Below are 16443 nucleotides of genomic sequence, written 5' to 3'. Positions count from 1 at the left end.
CACGGATATTAATTTGACTCTGCAATCTGGATTCTTACTGACTCGCCAAGCTCGTGATGTACGAGGGCAAACTCAAATTGACCTTTGGCTCGCGACAGAACAAGGTCCGACTCAGCTCATTATTCGTGGTGAAAAACCAGTATTTTTTATTCTGCAAGACGACTTAGAACAAGCGCAAGGCATTGTAAATCAATTGAATATCTTGGCAGAATGTCGCTCATTACCATTGCATACTTTTGAAAACCAAGCCTTAGTCGCCATTTATACTTCAACCATTCAAGCGTCGTTTGGATTACAAAAGGCATTTGTTGAACGATCGATATTGGTACTGGAAACCGATATCAAGTTAGCTGATCGATTTTTGATGGAACGCTTTATTCAAGGTAGCGTTGAATTTACCGGACACTCTCACGTTTACCCAGATTATCGAAAAGTAGAACAGGCTAGAATTCGTAAAGGCGATTACGTTCCTAATCTCAATATTGTGTCTCTCGATTTAGAGTGCTCGGAAAAAGGTATTTTGTATTCGATTGGTCTTGATAGCCCAATGGATAGTCGCGTGATAATGATTGGTACACCTGAGCCCTCAGAGACAAATATCGAATGGGTCAACGACGAGCGAGCTCTGTTGCTTTCCCTGATTAATTGGTTTCAAGCCTTTGATCCCGATGTCGTCATTGGATGGAACGTCATTGATTTTGATTTTCGCCTGCTACATAAACGAGCCCAATGGCATAACTTAAAACTGATGCTGGGCCGCGGCGGACAAAGTAGCTACTTTCGTAGTGCTAATCAGACTCAGCAAGGATTCATCACCATACCAGGTCGTGTGGTACTTGATGGTATTGATACTCTGAAAACCGCCACTTATCACTTCCGTTCTTGGTCTCTTGAATCTGTTTCTCAAGAATTACTTGGCGAAGGCAAAGCCATTCATAATGTCCATGACCGCATGGATGAAATTAACCAGATGTACGCGCATGATAAACCGTCTCTAGCGAAATATAATTTGCAAGATTGTGTTTTGGTTAATCGTATTTTTAAACAGACTCATCTATTGGAATTTGCTATTCAACGTTCGCGTTTAACCGGCTTGGAATTAGACCGTGTTGGTGGTTCAGTGGCGGCATTTACTAACCTTTATCTACCTCAGTTACATCGCGCTGGTTACGTTGCGCCTAATCTACATTCAGAGAACTGGTTTGCGAGCCCAGGTGGCTACGTAATGGATTCAATCCCAGGACTGTATAATTCCGTATTAGTACTTGATTTTAAGAGCCTGTATCCTTCAATTATCCGCTCTTTTCTGATCGATCCATTAGGTCTCATTGAAGGCTTAAAACAAGAAATCGGCAATGAAAATAATCAGGCGGTTCCGGGGTTTCGTGGTGGACAGTTTCATCGCACCAAGCACTTTTTGCCCCAAATGATCGAACAGTTATGGGCTGCACGTGATCAGGCTAAGCGAGATAACGAAAAAGCGTTTTCTCAGGCGATAAAAATCATCATGAACTCGTTTTATGGCGTACTAGGATCATCAGGTTGCCGTTTTTTTGATACACGTTTAGCGTCAAGTATCACCATGCGTGGTCATGAGATCATGAAGCAAACTAAAAAGTTGATTGAAGGCCAAGGGTATCAAGTCATTTACGGTGATACCGATTCTACCTTCGTTTCTTTGGGTGGTGAGTACTCACAACAACAAGCTGACGAAGTGGGGAAATCGTTAGTCACCCTAATTAATGACTGGTGGAAACAGCATTTACAACAAGCATTTCGTCTTAATTCCATGTTAGAAATTGAGTATGAAACTCACTATCGGAAGTTCTTGATGCCAACCATCCGCGGCGCAGAAACAGGATCCAAAAAACGTTACGCAGGTTTAATTGGTACAGGTGAACATGAATCGATGGTTTTCAAAGGCCTAGAGAGTGTTCGTACTGATTGGACTGCCCTATCCCAACGTTTTCAAAAAGAGCTCTATCGCATGGTATTTCATGGTGAGCGCCCTGATGAATATGTACGGAATATTGTCGAACAAACATTGAGTGGCGAATTAGATGAGGAATTGGTGTACCAAAAACGGCTACGCCGAAAACTGCATGAATATCAAAAAAATGTACCGCCACAAGTAAGAGCGGCGCGAATGGCCGATGCCATGAATGAAAAATTAGGACGCCCATTGCAGTATCAAAACCGTGGCGTGATTGAATACCTGATTACGGTTAATGGGCCGGAGCCTAAAGAGTACCGCCAAAGCCCAATTGATTACGACCATTACATCGACAAACAATTAAAACCCGTGGCCGACGCAATATTACCGTTTATTGGTATGCAATTTAACGATCTTAATGCGCCACAGCTGGGGTTGTTTTAATGTTAACCGATTCTAAATTCGGTTTTTTCATACTGCTTAGCCAACCAAGGGCCAAAGCTGTCTAGCAAACCTACCACCGAGCGTTTGGGGATAATTTTGCCTTTTAATAAGATACCTAATCGCTCAATTTCTTTTTCCTTTTCTGGAAAATAGCGCAGGAACTGTTTGCCACACTCAACAGGATCATCAAACCACTGTTTATCACGGTACATCACTAGAGAATAGCTGGCTCGTAATAGTTTTTTACCCACTTCCATTTGAGCGCGAATCTGTTCATCCCCACGTTGAGCTTTGGCTATTTTGGCTCGGTAGTAAGCAACCTTATAGCCCACATCCATATTCCAATATTTGGCAATTTCCCAACTAGGTTCGTAATCCCCAAAACATTCCCCCAGATCATCACCATACACACAGACAGCGCAGTGTCGGAGCAAAAAGCCCCAAGAAAATAGGCTGTCTAACGAAGCGATATCTTTTGCTAAACCTGTTTTTATATTGATATCGGTAATAAATGGGTAACGGCGCTGGTAGCGATAACGAAGAGTATTCACCAATGTGACTCGGTTATCCTCGAACGGCTGTTTGGTTACGATAATCACATCCAGATTCGAGTAACCTGGCTTAGCATGACAACGAGCAACACTGCCATACAAATACAGGCTATGGAGATTGTCACCAATACTCGCCCGAAAGAACTTAATCATTTCCCCGATAGGCGCTGCATATTGAGTTTGAAACGGTTGATCAGCAGTTAAAACACTCAATGGCATAAACGAAGTTGCTCCTATGGTCACTTAATACCGTTATATAGTCGTTGATTGCTGCAACTGAATCAATATTTCTCTTATGGACGACCTCTAATTGACTAAGTTTGCAACAGCATAAAGAGATAAATCATCGTTCAGTGGATTTTTTTCCGCCTCAACCTTAGTTATAATGCAACGACTTTAAGAATGAAGGAAGATTTCCATGCCTAAGGCAAGTGAACTAAAAAAAGGTTTTGCAATCATCTCTAATGGCAAAACACTACTTATCAAAGATATCGAAGTCACCACTCCTGGTGGCCGTGGCGGTTCAAAAATTTACAAACTTCGTTGTACTGATCTAGAAACAGGTGCACGCGTCGATGAACGCTACAAATCCGACGATTTCTTAGATACAGTGGATATGAACAAACGCCAGGTTTCTTTCTCTTACGTTGATGGTGACGAGCATATCTTCATGGACAATGAAGACTACACTCAATTCAACTTCAAATCGGTTGACATTGCTGATGAACTTCTTTTCATTACTGAAGAAATTCAAGGCTTATCAGTGGTACTGGTTGACGGTAAATCAGTGGCACTTGAATTACCTGCTTCTGTTGAACTTGTGATTGAAGAAACAGACCCATCAATTAAAGGCGCATCTGCGTCTGCTCGTACTAAACCTGCACATTTCGCAACAGGCCTAGTCGTACAAGTACCAGAATACATCGCAACAGGCGAACGTGTTTCTATCAACACTGCTGAACGTAAATTCATGAGCCGAGCATAATAGACAAATGACTGATTTAATTTCTTACGACGATATTATCGAAACCGCTTACGACATTTTTCTTGAAATGGCGCCAGATAACTTAGAACCAGCAGATGTATTGCTGTTTACGGCTCAATTCGACGACCGCGGTGCAGCGGAAGTGGTTGAAGTCGGTGATGACTGGGAGGAACAAGTTGGATTTGAAGTCGACAAAGAAATTTATGCTGAGGTATGTATCGGCTTAGTGAACGAGAGCAATGATGTCCTTGATGATATTTTTGCCCGAATGCTCTTAAGCCGCGACCCAGATCAAAAGTCTTGTCATATGCTCTGGAAGCGTGATTGATTGATAAAAGCCAACCACCCGGTTGGCTTTTTTATTGACTCAGCCGACCAAAAGCAATAACCAAAAACTATTAATTCTCAGCAACCATAAAAAATTATCTATCAATTAATGTAATTTCATTACAATAAATGACACATTTGGTAACAAACATGGGAAATCACCTGAAGAATATGGTGTTTTTTTTCACTGGATAGACCAATTTTATCCAAGAGTCGTTTATAATGCGTCACAGTTTTGGTGACGTAGCGTAAATTATGTTTTTAACTCCATATTTTTCATCCAAAGATTCACAAATTCAATTCACTCGCCAGCAAGCGAGTCACTTTGCTAAAAAAGTGGCAGGCGATTACAACCCTATCCATGACGAAGATAGCAAACGCTTCTGCGTGCCTGGCGATCTTCTTTTTGCCGTATTGCTTTCGCAGGAAGGGATCAGCCAAAAAATGCGTTTTGATTTTGCTGGTATGGTCAGCGATGGAGTATTGCTACACATCGATAACCGTGCAGAAGGCGAAAGTGCTGTCGTTGATGATGCTGGTAAAGAATACCTTCATCTTAATCGCTCTGGTGAAACGAGCCACAACGCAGATTTCATTGAGCATGTAGTCACAAATTACGTGCAGTTCTCAGGCATGAACTTCCCGCACATTATGGTGCCGCTAATGGAAGAAAAGCAGATGATGATCAACTGCCAACGTCCTTTAGTGATTTATGAAAGCATGGAAGTTGAATTTGAGCGTCTCGACCTTACTCATCCAGAAGTTGAATTCAAAGGTGCGACATTCGATGTCCAAGGTAAACGTGGCGTAGTAACGTTGAACTTTGCCTTTAAAGAAGACGGCATTGTGGTTGGTACCGGCGTAAAACGCATGGTAGCAAGTGGTTTAAAACCATACAGCCAAGAAGATATCGATGATTTAGTTACCCGCTTCAATGAGCGTAAAGATGCCTTCTTAGCTGAGCATTGTGCGGCTTAGTGTATTAAGCGATAACCTTGTTATAAAAAGCTCGGTATTCCGAGCTTTTTTGTTTTTGCTGCGTAACTCAGCCCTACTCTAACGCCGTTACGGGAAGTTTTTACCAGCAAGAATGATTTGATAATAGGAAAGCCTCACAGCCAACGCCTAACCTCTTGCTTATAGCGGCGATACTCATCTCCAAACCTACCCTCTAAAATGCGCTCTTCTGGTTTTATCTGGAAATGATTGAGATAAACGATGAATGCCCACACCACTACGAAAGCCATAATATTTTGTAGGTAGTATCCAGTCCCTATCAGCAAAAACGTTAACCCTAAATACATAGGGTTTCGAGAAAGACGAAATACACCGCTCGCCACAATGCAGGATGACTGATCTGGTTTTGCCGGATTCACTGTGGTTTTTGCTCGACGAAACCCCGCAACGCCGGCTAAACCGAAAAATCCCGATAGTATAAAACATAGAGCAAACCCTATTCGGGGAAATGGCCAACGAATCACCATCTGTGGCAATAGCGTGATACAAGCATACATTGCCACTAAAGCAATCATAAACAACACCACAGGTGGAATTTTGAGTTCTAAATGGCGAGGTTGCATCCCCACTTCCCTTATTTCACTGATAGCCACATAAGGATAAGTATATAACGTGAAAAGGGAATGACCATTCCTGTCGTGATTGAGCTTGACCTAGGCTCGTTGATGAAGCTCTGAATCCTACATTTTGAGATCATTTGGGTATAGCCAGCACAACTATTGTGCGTAAAAAAGCCCTCATAAAAGAGGGCTCAGCGCTAGAATCGATAAACGAACCTAATGTTCGACTACTGACACTACAGTAAAGTCAATAGCGCCTGTAATGGGTGCTTAGGCTTAACATGCTCAAAGCGTTTAACTTGGCTTCGGCAGCTGTACCCTGAGATTAAACAGCGATCCATTGGTAACTTATCAAGATTTGGCTTCCAACTTAATGCATAGATATCTTTCGACATCTGCAGCTTATCGACTTCATGACCAAATGTGCCCGCCATACCGCAACACCCAACAGGGACTGACTGCAATGTTGCGCCAAAGTGGGTAAATATAGCCCCCCACTCTTTTTCGGTATTAGGCAATTTCGTCTTCTCGGTACAGTGACCAAATAAGTACCACGGCGAATCGTCTGTTGCCGTTTTCTGTTCAAATTCAGACAAGCGCGGTAGTAACCATTCATGTACCAATAATACGTTAAAATCTCCCAGATTATCACCAAGCAATTCAACATATTCATCTCGGTAACAAAGCACCAACGCAGGGTCAACGCCAACCATTGGAATACCTAACTTCGCAACCTGATTTAAGAAATCAGCTGCGGTTTCAGCCGTCGATTTAAACTGTTTTAAGAACCCTTTAATATGTTGCGCTTTACCATTAGGTTTAAATGGTAAAAGTACCGGTTTTTTACCGAGCTTAATCAGTAACGAAATAAAATCTTCAACCACGTCCGCTTCGTAATAGCTAGTGAAAGGGTCTTGAACAATAATGGTGTATTGCGCACGCTCTTCCTCTGGTAACGAGAATAAACGCTGCATATCAAATGGTTCAATCGGATGACGACGGATTCGTTTAGCCAGTGTTGGTACTGATAGCAACGGCGCGTCTACATATCCTACCGTTGAAGCCGTCATGTTTTTAACCCAGCCTTGTGCCAACATCGTGTTCACCACTTTTGGCACCTTGGCCATTAATGGCAACATGGTTTCGATGTTCGCGACCAAATAGTCTTTCATTGGGCGTTGATAGCGACTGTGATAGATATTTAAGAAACGCGAACGGAAACTAGGTACATCCACTTTGATTGGGCATTGGCTTGCGCAGGCTTTACATGCCAAACAACTGTTCATAGCTTCATAAACTTCATGAGAGAAGTCATACTCATGGCGCTGATTGATACGATTGCGAACTCGATCAATTAACCCTTTAAGCGACGCTTTACTTTGATAGGTTTCCTGCTCAAGGCTCATAATATCAACGCCTTGCTCGGTTAACTGACGCAACCATTCTCTCACAAGCCCTGCGCGACCCTTTGGTGAATGACGACGGTCAGCTAAAATCTTCATCGATGGACACATTGGCGATGCGGTGTCGTAGTTAAAGCACAGCCCATTACCGTTACATTCCATCGCTTGTTTAAAACTATCGCGAACTTGTACATCAATTTGTCTGTCGTAATAACCACGCGTCACACTGGCAACTTTTACCAATTCATCATTAGACTCAAGTGGCGTACAAATTTTGCCCGGATTCATTTTATTATGCGGGTCAAATGCGGCTTTAACTCGACGCAGCTCAGCAAACAATTCTTCACCAAAGAAAGCTGGGCTATATTCTGAGCGGTAACCTTTACCGTGCTCACCCCACATTAAACCGCCATATTTGGCGACTAACTTAACGACTTCATCTGACACTTCAAGCATCATACGTTCTTGCTCGGGATCGCACATATCCAGTGCAGGACGTACGTGCAGAACCCCCGCATCCACGTGACCGAACATACCGTAAGCCAACCCTTTAGAATCTAATAGAGCGCGGAATTCGGCAATATAGTCAGCAAGGTTCTCTGGAGGAACACAAGTATCTTCAGTAAATGGAATAGGTTTAGCTCGGCCCTTCGCTGCACCTAATAAACCCACCGCTTTTTTGCGCATGCCGTAAATACGGTTAATGCTTGCCAAGTCAGTACACACTTGAAAACCGATAATGCCCGCTTCACCCTTACTCAGGGTCTCATCAAGGCGTTCCACGAGTGAAGCAACTAAGCCATCAACCGTTGCTTGGTCTTGGTCAGCAAATTCAACGATGTTAATCCCCTGCATCTCTTTCCCAGGGACATCAGTAATTAAATCTCGCACACTATGCCAAACGATATCTTGTTTCGCTAAATTGAGTACTTTTGAATCGACTGTTTCAACCGAAAGTGCTTGAGCTTCAACCATTAACGGCGCGTTTCTTAAGGCAGAATCGAAACTGTCGTATTTGATGTTGACCAATGTGCGAGCTTTAGGGATCGGGGTTAAATTTAATTTGGCTTCAGTAATGAACGCTAATGACCCTTCCGCACCACAAAGTACTCGCGTAATGTCGAATTCATCGTCATCAGTAATCGCATTTTTTAAATCGTAACCGGTCAAGAAACGGTTTAACGGTGGAAATTTATCGAGAATTTGTTGGCGCTTATCACGGCAAACTTGTTCTGTTACTTGCAGTGCTTTTTCAGCATATGAGCCAACCTCAGGCTGCCCCGCAGACAAATCGCTTTCTAGCAATGAACCATCAGCAAATACGGCTTGCAAAGACAATACATGGTTTGATGTTTTGCCATATTTTAACGAGCCTTGCCCTGACGCATCGGTATTGACCATGCCGCCAAGCGTTGCGCGGTTACTGGTAGAAAGATCAGGAGAGAAAAAATATCCGTAAGGACGTACAGCGTCATTTAATTGGTCTTTAATGACCCCTGATTGCACACGAACCCAGCCTTCTTTTTCATTTATTTCAAGAACTTTGTTCATATGGCGCGATAAATCAACTACGATACCCTTGGTCAGCGACTGGCCATTGGTGCCCGTACCACCGCCACGTGGTGAAAAAGTCACTCTCTCAAATTGCGGTTTTGAACTAATCTTTCCTATGAGAGAAACATCTTCGGTAGTTCGAGGATGAACGACGGCCTGTGGTAGTTGTTGATAAACGCTATTGTCTGTTGCAACAGCAAAACGACTGGAATATTGAGTTTCAATATCGCCAGTAAAGCCGGCAGCTTCCAGTTCGTGCAAATAACTAAGTACGACTGGGTCTATATCAGATTGGTGGTGAAGTCTTGGTAACATGTGCTTCCTGCCCCTACTGCGCTGATCCAATCAGCCATGGGATTTGGGTTAATTTTTAGAATTAATCTTTGAGTTTGGTCACTTTACAACATTTAAAAAGGTGTTCAAAACAGTATCTGAATGACAGAATGCATTGAATCGAAAATTTATGTGCAAACATGTTGTCTATTTTTCGCTTCTAATCACAATCTCTATTGACGGATTAAAATAATGAGAAAAAACAAGACCATTACTACCGAAGATATTTTATTGAAACTTTGCCAATCCGTTTCAACTGTACTGAGTTCAGCGACCAATGAAAATGTCACCTATTCAGCAATGGTACAGAAAATCAGTAAAACCTCCCTTAAACCAGACTTTGGCTGCTTTGTTCTGTTTGATGGTGGTTTTTCCGGCCTAGTAGTGATTAACTTCACCGCTAAAGCGGCGATGGAACTGTACTCAAGTTACATGATCAACATGGGTATTCCTGAAGAAGAATTGGCCGTTCTTCATACGTCTGACGAAGTTGGTGATGTGCTTGGGGAGCTCATGAACCAGCTAGTTGGTGATTTTACCAATAAAGTCCGTAAAGAACTCCAAACCAACATTACTCAAAACCAACCGAAAATGCTGGCCTTGAACAAGCAAGTGAACCTGTCGGTCGATACCAACCTTGACCGTCCTCAAGCGCGTCGTGTCACCTTCTCAACTCAGAATAACAACATATTCTACCTCGAACTCGCGATGGACAAAACCGAGTTTATTCAATTAGAAGAATTTGAAGTTCAAGAAGATGAAAGTCCAGATGCCATTTTAGAAGAAGCACGCCAAAAAATGTCAGCTGACAAATCAGATGCAAATCAAGACAACGATCAAGATTCTAATTCAGACCTTCTTGATGAGCTTGGTATCTAATATTCTATTCTTATGCAATAAATCCGGCCGTCACACCATTAAGGACGGCCTTCTCTCTTTCTATTTTTGTCAAAAAACGCTAGAATAGCCGACTTTTCCAAATGCCATAAAACGTTTTTCTGCATGCCCATGGATAAACAAAAAGCTCTCAAGAAAATTGCGAAGTGTCTTGAGTTAGGAAACTCAGCCAACGTCAATGAAGCGGCGAATGCTATTAAAATGGCACACCGCTTGATGATTAAGTACGGTCTTGATAAGGACGATATCGAATTTATCAAGATGGGGAAAACCCAATCCACTCATTTGCTTCCAGCAAATATTGGCTCAAGCATTCTGCGTATTATTCGCGGAATAAACACTAAATTTGGTGTTGAAGCGGTTTTACTCAATCACAAAGGTTTAAAACGTGTTGAGTTTATTGGTGAGGCCGACAGAGCTATTTTTGCTGCATTCGCATTCGATATCATCTATCGCGAACTTAACGAACAAACGGGCCAATTCCGCAACAGTTTCGCAGGTTCAGGCACGTCGAGCAACGAAGTGACTCGCCGAGTGAACTCTTTTGTTTCCGGTTGGATTGAAGGTGCACTTGAGAAGCTGCCAGAAATCACCCCTGATGAGGAATCGGCAAATAAAATTAATAACTATATTGATAAAGAGTTTGAGAATCTCGATCGTGAAACGTTCAAGAAGCAAATGCAAGAAGCGATTAAAAACCTGACCGACGATTATGAAGTAGGGTTAAAAAAAGGACGCCGAGTTTCCGTTAGCCGCCCGATTGACGGAGCTCAAGCGCCAAAACTATTGAAATAAGAGCATAAAACTTTACTTTCACTCCTACTCTTATACCCAAATAGCGAAAAGTGGTGTGGTAATCTACACCATTTGCCACTATTCTTTCACTTCGTGCTGACCAAATAATGCAAAACTTATTGCATAAAGACACTCTCAGATTTCTCAACGGGCGGGTTAACGAGCACATACTACACTCTCAACTCTGGCAGGGAACGGTTACACTGTGTTGCGATTTTTTATTCTGCTAAGTGTATTAGCAAGTTTTGTTACTCATGCTGACAACATTAATACCCTCATCACCCAAGCACAGGCCAATAACGTCCAAGCGCAATATGCATTAGCGCTAGAATATCAACAAGGTAAAACCACAACTCGCGATCTTGCTGAAGCCTTATACTGGTTTGAAAAAGCGGCACAAGCGGGAAATAGTAAAGCGATGGGTCAAGTAGCCGACGCATACCTAAATGGACTCGGTACGAATAAAGACCCTCAACAAGGATTGTACTGGCTTACAAAACTTGCGCTTACAGGCTCCCCTCAAGCACAGACTGCTCTCGGCCAATATTATCAGGCTCTGAACAACCGCTCAGTCAATGCGCAAAGCCTAGCCCAGTTATGGTTACATATCGCCAGTGCGAATGACCCCAAAGCGCAGGCCCAATATGATCAATTACTGGAAGATAAATTTAACGCGCAGCGCGCGAGGCAAGTGGCTTCCATTAACCAATTAGAGCAAGCGGTTTCTGATGCGGAGCCATCAAACGAGCCAAGCCAAACGGTCGATAATGAACCTACGGCACATTCTGCGAATCAAGATAATGGTCATGCGGCCAAAGATTATATTTTGCTTGGTGTCTTTATCTGCATCATGGTCGGTGTCATTGTTTGGTTACGACGTAAAAAACAACAGCGTGCATTACAGTTACAAGCTGAGCACACTGAAAAACAATCACAGAATAAAAAGGTAAATGATCAACAACTGTTGCTTAAAAGACAGAAAAAACAGTTGGAAACGATTTTTCGCGAAGTGAAACGGCTTCAAGGCGAAAATCAAAAGCTGCAAACCCAATTGGCGCAAACGCCTAAATCAGCCCCGCCCCCTCCACCAGCGCCTTCCAACCAGAAACTAGCGTTGGCCTGCGCGGTACTTGGCTTTTCTCCAAATCAAATCCCTAATGAAAAAGCGCTCAAGATACGCTACAAACAATTATCGAAAATATATCATCCAGATATGAAGGGTAGCGAAGAGGAAATGAAGCGTTTAAATAATGCAATGAAGATAGTGGTTGCCTCTCAGAAAAAATAACTCTTAAGAGGAAGCGTTTTTTTACCGCGTTGTCATATAATTGTGCCACTCTAGGCTGTGTGTCTAGTAGCGCAACATCTCACTCATAAGGCGGAACCAAAATGACATCGAAACATGGGGTTTGTGATTGGTGTAAACGTTCAGGTTTATTAACAAAACACGAATATTTCGATGGAAAAGCCTATTATGCTTGTCATTCATGTGATGAACATGCACGCATGGATATTCGTCAATACAATTTAGAAGAAATGGCCTATCGGCAAAAACTAGCGCAAGCGACACCTCCGCCCGCCTCATAAGTTTATACAGCGCCACTTGGGCGCTGTTTTTATATCAATTAGCGTGCTCTCTCCAGCCAGTGCGACTTAATATACCCCAATGAACACAAATAAAGGATTCAGCGCTTCATCAACGGGCACTGAGGAAACTCCGTCACAAAAACCGAAGCTCCTTCGATTAAAAAAACCTTATAATTTTCAAAAATTTAGCGATAAACGATACATTAACAAGCAAAAAATGACCAAAAAAACCACAATCAGTACTTGATTAAACCACTGTACAGATATACTGTATACACATACAGCATGTATGAAAGGACAGTATAATGCTTTACTCAAACAACCGATTTAACTCATTTGCTCAACACCGTTTTCCTCATTCAAGTTTTATACAGGCAAATGAATCTACGGACATGATGTTACGTCTAGCAAATCTATCTAATCAACAGCAATGGATTCTTTACACAGCAGAATGCCAGCGACCTAAATATCAAGAGTTGGCCGCTTATCACATTCAATGTGACCGAATTATTCATATGAAACCATCTCAATACCGTAGTGAACTCGACATTGCAATTCAGGCGATTCAAAGCGGTAATGCAAGTGCAGTTGTCGCTTCAAATAACATTAGTCCAACGAATCAAAAATTATTGATTAAATTAGGGCAGCAACATCACTGCGCGGTCTTTTTTGAGTGTTCAACTATCAATGCAGTCCACTAAATTCTCTTTCTTGCATTGACGGTGCGACCAATTTTCTGCCAGTTGGTCGCACTTCTTTTGCTAAATTTCTGCTAATTGGCGCAAAATAACCACATTTAAAGCAAACGTTTGCTTTTTCTCTGGCGACATAAAAAAGTTCTGGTATTATGCTCCGAGTAATCGATATCTCACCGTTTGATATCTCTCTTCTCAACGACGTTTGAAATAAGATAGGAATGTCTAAATGAGCCTTGCAGATCAAGTCCTTGCCGTCAACGACGACCTCCCAATTCGTACTAATCAACCTGTTCACTCTGGCAAAGTTAGGTCAGTTTACTGGCTTACAGAAGAAGACAGCCGCCGCCTAATTGAAGAAAAAGGTTATGATGTTGCTGCCGATGCTCCGTTAGCAATCATGGTGATCAGTGACCGTATTTCCGCATTTGATTGTGTATGGCATGCTGAAGGTGGTTTAAACGGTGTACCAGGTAAAGGTGCTGCACTTAACGCAATCTCAAATCACTGGTTCAATTTATTTAAAGAAAATGGTTTGGCTGATAGCCATATCCTTGATATTCCACATCCGTTTGTTTGGATTGTGCAAAAAGCAAAACCAGTCAAAGTGGAAGCAATTTGCCGCCAATATATCACAGGCTCAATGTGGCGCGCTTATGCTAAAGGCGAACGCGAGTTCTGTGGTATCCAATTACCGGAAGGATTACAGAAAGACTCTCGTCTACCAGAAACCCTAATTACCCCATCAACAAAAGGGATTCTGCGTGGCATTCCAGGCGTTCCAGAAGCGGATGACGTTAATATTACTCGACAAAATTTGGAAGATAACTTCGCAGACTTTAACTTCAGTAATGCTAACGACATTGATCTCTACGAAAAACTACTCAAGCAGGGTTTCGGTGTTATTAGTGACGCCCTTGCCGCCATCGGCCAAATTTTCGTTGATACTAAGTTTGAGTTTGGCTATGTCACAGACGCTAAAGGTCAAGAAAAACTGATTTATATGGATGAAGTTGGGACACCCGATTCATCGCGTATTTGGGATGAAGCCGAGTATAAATCTGGAAATATTGTGGAAAACTCAAAAGAAGGTTTCCGACAGTTCCTATTAAACTACTTCCCAGATCCAGATATTCTACTTAACAAAGAACGTATGCCAGAACGTGAAGCATTAGCTCGCGACAACGCATTACCGTTAGATTCACTAATGGATATCAGTAGAACTTACCTTGGTATAGCAGAGAAGATCATCGGTCACCCTGTAAAACTGAGCGACAATCCTAAACAAGAAATTATTGATGTGCTGGATAAAGAATACGGTTTAATTGCCAAGTAACCTTTCTTGCATACAGTAACAATAAACGGAGCTTAAATGCTCCGTTTTCAGTTTTATATCAATTTACCGGTATATTTCTGGATTCAAGAAAATGTATTTGCCCTTAGGCAACTAGCGGGTTTAAAACTTAACCCCTGAACGGTGTTTCCTCTCCCTGATCAGTGCGCTTCTGCGCAATGAGGGAGTAATTCAATAATAAACTCTTCAGACCCATTCCCATGGAAAAGGGCTTGGGCTTTTTGCTCAATGACTTTGATCTGCCCTTCTTCTAGTGCATAAGGCATGATTAGACGTATCTCATCGATTCCTTCTTTATGAGCAAACCGAATCAAATTGATTAGGTTAGATTCATCACTACGACGGCTAGATAAACGATCCATTGCAATATCCCATAGGCGCTCTTCTGCACTTTTCTCTTTACCTATCGCTCCTTTTAGAGCTTCTCCGGCCATAGGAGAAAAAGATCCAAGAACTTCTGCGAAGGTCAGTTTCTTCGTACATGAAGCCCCTAAGAAACTTGTGTAATCAAAAGTGGCACGTATTTTACTTTGCTTATCCATGCTGTCTCCGACTCTAGTGACGTTCGACATAGGTAAAATATTGAGCAATAAAATACTTATAGCAATGTGATATAAGAAAACAATCTTCCATAACCACTCAACCTTTGAACAGGCTATATGCAACACATTTTGATAACATAGATTGCACAACCCATTGATAAGAGATTGCTAATCCATTAAAGATTATGACAAACATTAATGATCATGTCGGAGACTTGGAGAACATTCTTAGCGCTGTGGAAGGTATGAGATTAAAACAGCGATCGTTGAAGTAAATTCAAAAACAAAAATGGTGTAATTTCAGTTTGATACATGACCAGATTTGACGCATCAAATTTGCCTTAATTCGTTGAAAAGTGTTTAATTCTAATTCATTAAAGGACAGTGTAAGTTAGGTGCCATGGCAACTATTAAAGATGTCGCAAAGGCGGCAGGCGTGTCAGTTGCGACTGTATCACGTGTAATCAACAAATCTCCCAAGGCCAGTACTTCCTCTATCGACGCAGTGACCAAGGCGATGAATGAACTGGGCTATCGTCCCAACGCTGCAGCAAGAGCCCTCGTCAGTCAGAGCACACAAACAATCGGTGTTCTTGTGTCTGATGTATCAGACCCTTTTTTCGGTACCTTAGTCAAAGCAGTGGATACCGTCGCCCATGATAACGGCAAACACGTACTTATCGGCAATGGCTACCACTCAGAGGAAGGCGAAAGACAAGCAATAGAGCTGTTGATTAACAATCGCTGCGATGCTCTGGTCATCCACTCCAAAGCGCTGTCAGACCAAGAACTGATTGAATTTGCTAACGAAGCTAAAGGCATGGTACTGATCAATCGTCACATTCCAGAAATCGCGCAGCGGTGTATTTCTCTCGACAATTTTAAAGGTGCCTACTTAGCGACAGAATTTTTGATTCGTAACGGGCACAAAAACATTGCCTGCATTGCATCTAATCATCCAATTGAAGATGTGAAACAACGGATTGATGGCTATAAATGTGCTCTCACCGATAACAATATTAGTTTATCTGAAGATTATGTTGATTATGGCGCACCGAGCCTAGAAGGTGGTGAACAGGCAATGACGAACTTGCTGACTAAATCGATTCCGATTACCGGCGTAGTTGGCTATAACGATTATATGGCAGCCGGAGCATTATCCACTCTGGATGAAAATGGCATTCCCGCCCCCGATGAAATCTCTATTGTGGGTTTCGACGATGGTTTGATCGCTCGCTATGTAAAACCACGTTTAACGACGGTCCGTTATCCTATCGCTATGATGGCTGAAAAAGCCGCTTTATTAGCGTTGCAACTCTCCCGCAGTGAAGCCATCGATCCCGACATATCTACTCGCTATTCACCGACTATGGTCAAACGTGAATCTGTAAAAACCATCGTTTAAGATTGGTTTACCTCAAAGAAAAGCCAGTACCTCATGAAGTGGCACTGGCTAGAAAATGAGT

Annotated in this window: 15 protein-coding genes; 11 read left to right on the top strand and 4 right to left on the bottom strand. The window is 42.3% G+C overall.

Annotation, left to right across the window (positions count from 1 at the left end; translation table 11 throughout):
* Positions 1 to 13 precede the first annotated feature (13 nt).
* A complete protein-coding gene (locus tag I1A42_RS06035) occupies positions 14 to 2377 on the top strand; it encodes a DNA polymerase II (protein WP_196122926.1) in 2364 nt (787 codons plus the stop codon).
* 2 nt (positions 2378 to 2379) lie between these two features.
* Here I1A42_RS06035 and I1A42_RS06030 read toward each other — a convergent pair whose 3' ends face one another.
* Complete coding sequence (locus I1A42_RS06030; protein WP_196122925.1) at positions 2380 to 3147, bottom strand: nucleotidyltransferase domain-containing protein; 768 nt, start codon at positions 3145 to 3147, stop codon at positions 2380 to 2382.
* A 199-nt stretch (positions 3148 to 3346) separates the two neighbouring features.
* On the opposite strand from I1A42_RS06030, the gene yeiP reads away from it, so the two are divergent.
* The 3 genes from yeiP to I1A42_RS06015 all read left to right on the top strand — a co-directional run bounded on the left by yeiP (position 3347) and on the right by I1A42_RS06015 (position 5218).
* Positions 3347 to 3913: an elongation factor P-like protein YeiP gene (yeiP, locus tag I1A42_RS06025; RefSeq protein ID WP_196122924.1), complete on the top strand. Its 567-nt coding sequence runs from the start codon at positions 3347 to 3349 to the stop codon at positions 3911 to 3913.
* 7 nt (positions 3914 to 3920) lie between these two features.
* Positions 3921 to 4241, top strand: a complete 321-nt coding sequence (locus I1A42_RS06020) for an HI1450 family dsDNA-mimic protein (protein ID WP_161155430.1) — start codon at positions 3921 to 3923, stop codon at positions 4239 to 4241.
* Positions 4242 to 4495: 254 nt separating this feature from the next.
* Positions 4496 to 5218, top strand: coding sequence for a DUF3581 domain-containing protein (locus I1A42_RS06015; protein ID WP_161155428.1), 723 nt, complete (start codon positions 4496 to 4498; stop codon positions 5216 to 5218).
* A 134-nt stretch (positions 5219 to 5352) separates the two neighbouring features.
* Here the strand turns inward: I1A42_RS06015 and I1A42_RS06010 are convergent, their stop codons facing one another.
* Together I1A42_RS06010 and ydiJ are read right to left on the bottom strand one after the other, a co-directional pair.
* Complete coding sequence (locus I1A42_RS06010) at positions 5353 to 5820, bottom strand: methyltransferase family protein (protein WP_161155426.1); 468 nt, start codon at positions 5818 to 5820, stop codon at positions 5353 to 5355.
* A gap of 233 nt (positions 5821 to 6053) precedes the next feature.
* On the bottom strand, positions 6054 to 9089 hold the full coding sequence (gene ydiJ / locus I1A42_RS06005; RefSeq protein WP_196122923.1) for a D-2-hydroxyglutarate dehydrogenase YdiJ: 3036 nt from the start codon (positions 9087 to 9089) through the stop codon (positions 6054 to 6056).
* A gap of 210 nt (positions 9090 to 9299) precedes the next feature.
* On the opposite strand from ydiJ, the gene I1A42_RS06000 reads away from it, so the two are divergent.
* The 6 genes from I1A42_RS06000 to I1A42_RS05975 all read left to right on the top strand — a co-directional run bounded on the left by I1A42_RS06000 (position 9300) and on the right by I1A42_RS05975 (position 14417).
* Positions 9300 to 9986, top strand: coding sequence for a DUF3334 family protein (locus tag I1A42_RS06000; protein ID WP_196122922.1), 687 nt, complete (start codon positions 9300 to 9302; stop codon positions 9984 to 9986).
* A gap of 129 nt (positions 9987 to 10115) precedes the next feature.
* Positions 10116 to 10799, top strand: a complete 684-nt coding sequence (locus I1A42_RS05995; protein WP_161155419.1) for a DUF2786 domain-containing protein — start codon at positions 10116 to 10118, stop codon at positions 10797 to 10799.
* Between the two features lie 205 nt (positions 10800 to 11004).
* The gene (locus tag I1A42_RS05990) at positions 11005 to 12087 is read left to right on the top strand and encodes a J domain-containing protein (protein WP_196122921.1); all 1083 of its coding nucleotides are present in this window, start codon (positions 11005 to 11007) and stop codon (positions 12085 to 12087) included.
* Positions 12088 to 12188: 101 nt separating this feature from the next.
* Positions 12189 to 12386 (top strand): hypothetical protein, encoded by a 198-nt coding sequence (locus I1A42_RS05985; protein ID WP_196122920.1) that lies wholly within the window; start codon positions 12189 to 12191, stop codon positions 12384 to 12386.
* A gap of 305 nt (positions 12387 to 12691) precedes the next feature.
* Complete coding sequence (locus tag I1A42_RS05980) at positions 12692 to 13087, top strand: hypothetical protein (RefSeq protein WP_196122919.1); 396 nt, start codon at positions 12692 to 12694, stop codon at positions 13085 to 13087.
* Between the two features lie 223 nt (positions 13088 to 13310).
* Entirely contained in the window at positions 13311 to 14417 is a 1107-nt protein-coding gene (locus I1A42_RS05975) for a phosphoribosylaminoimidazolesuccinocarboxamide synthase (protein WP_196122918.1), read from the top strand.
* A gap of 158 nt (positions 14418 to 14575) precedes the next feature.
* Here I1A42_RS05975 and I1A42_RS05970 read toward each other — a convergent pair whose 3' ends face one another.
* Positions 14576 to 14977: a transporter gene (locus I1A42_RS05970; RefSeq protein ID WP_161155409.1), complete on the bottom strand. Its 402-nt coding sequence runs from the start codon at positions 14975 to 14977 to the stop codon at positions 14576 to 14578.
* A 400-nt stretch (positions 14978 to 15377) separates the two neighbouring features.
* Between I1A42_RS05970 and I1A42_RS05965 the strand changes: the two genes are divergently transcribed.
* Positions 15378 to 16382 (top strand): substrate-binding domain-containing protein, encoded by a 1005-nt coding sequence (locus tag I1A42_RS05965; RefSeq protein ID WP_196122917.1) that lies wholly within the window; start codon positions 15378 to 15380, stop codon positions 16380 to 16382.
* The last annotated feature ends 61 nt before the right edge of the window (positions 16383 to 16443 follow it).

It is taken from the genome of Vibrio nitrifigilis (assembly GCF_015686695.1).
In the GTDB taxonomy this organism is placed as follows: domain Bacteria; phylum Pseudomonadota; class Gammaproteobacteria; order Enterobacterales; family Vibrionaceae; genus Vibrio; species Vibrio nitrifigilis.
Note: the sequence above shows the minus strand (reverse complement) of the source record. Positions and strands in the feature narration are given on the sequence as shown.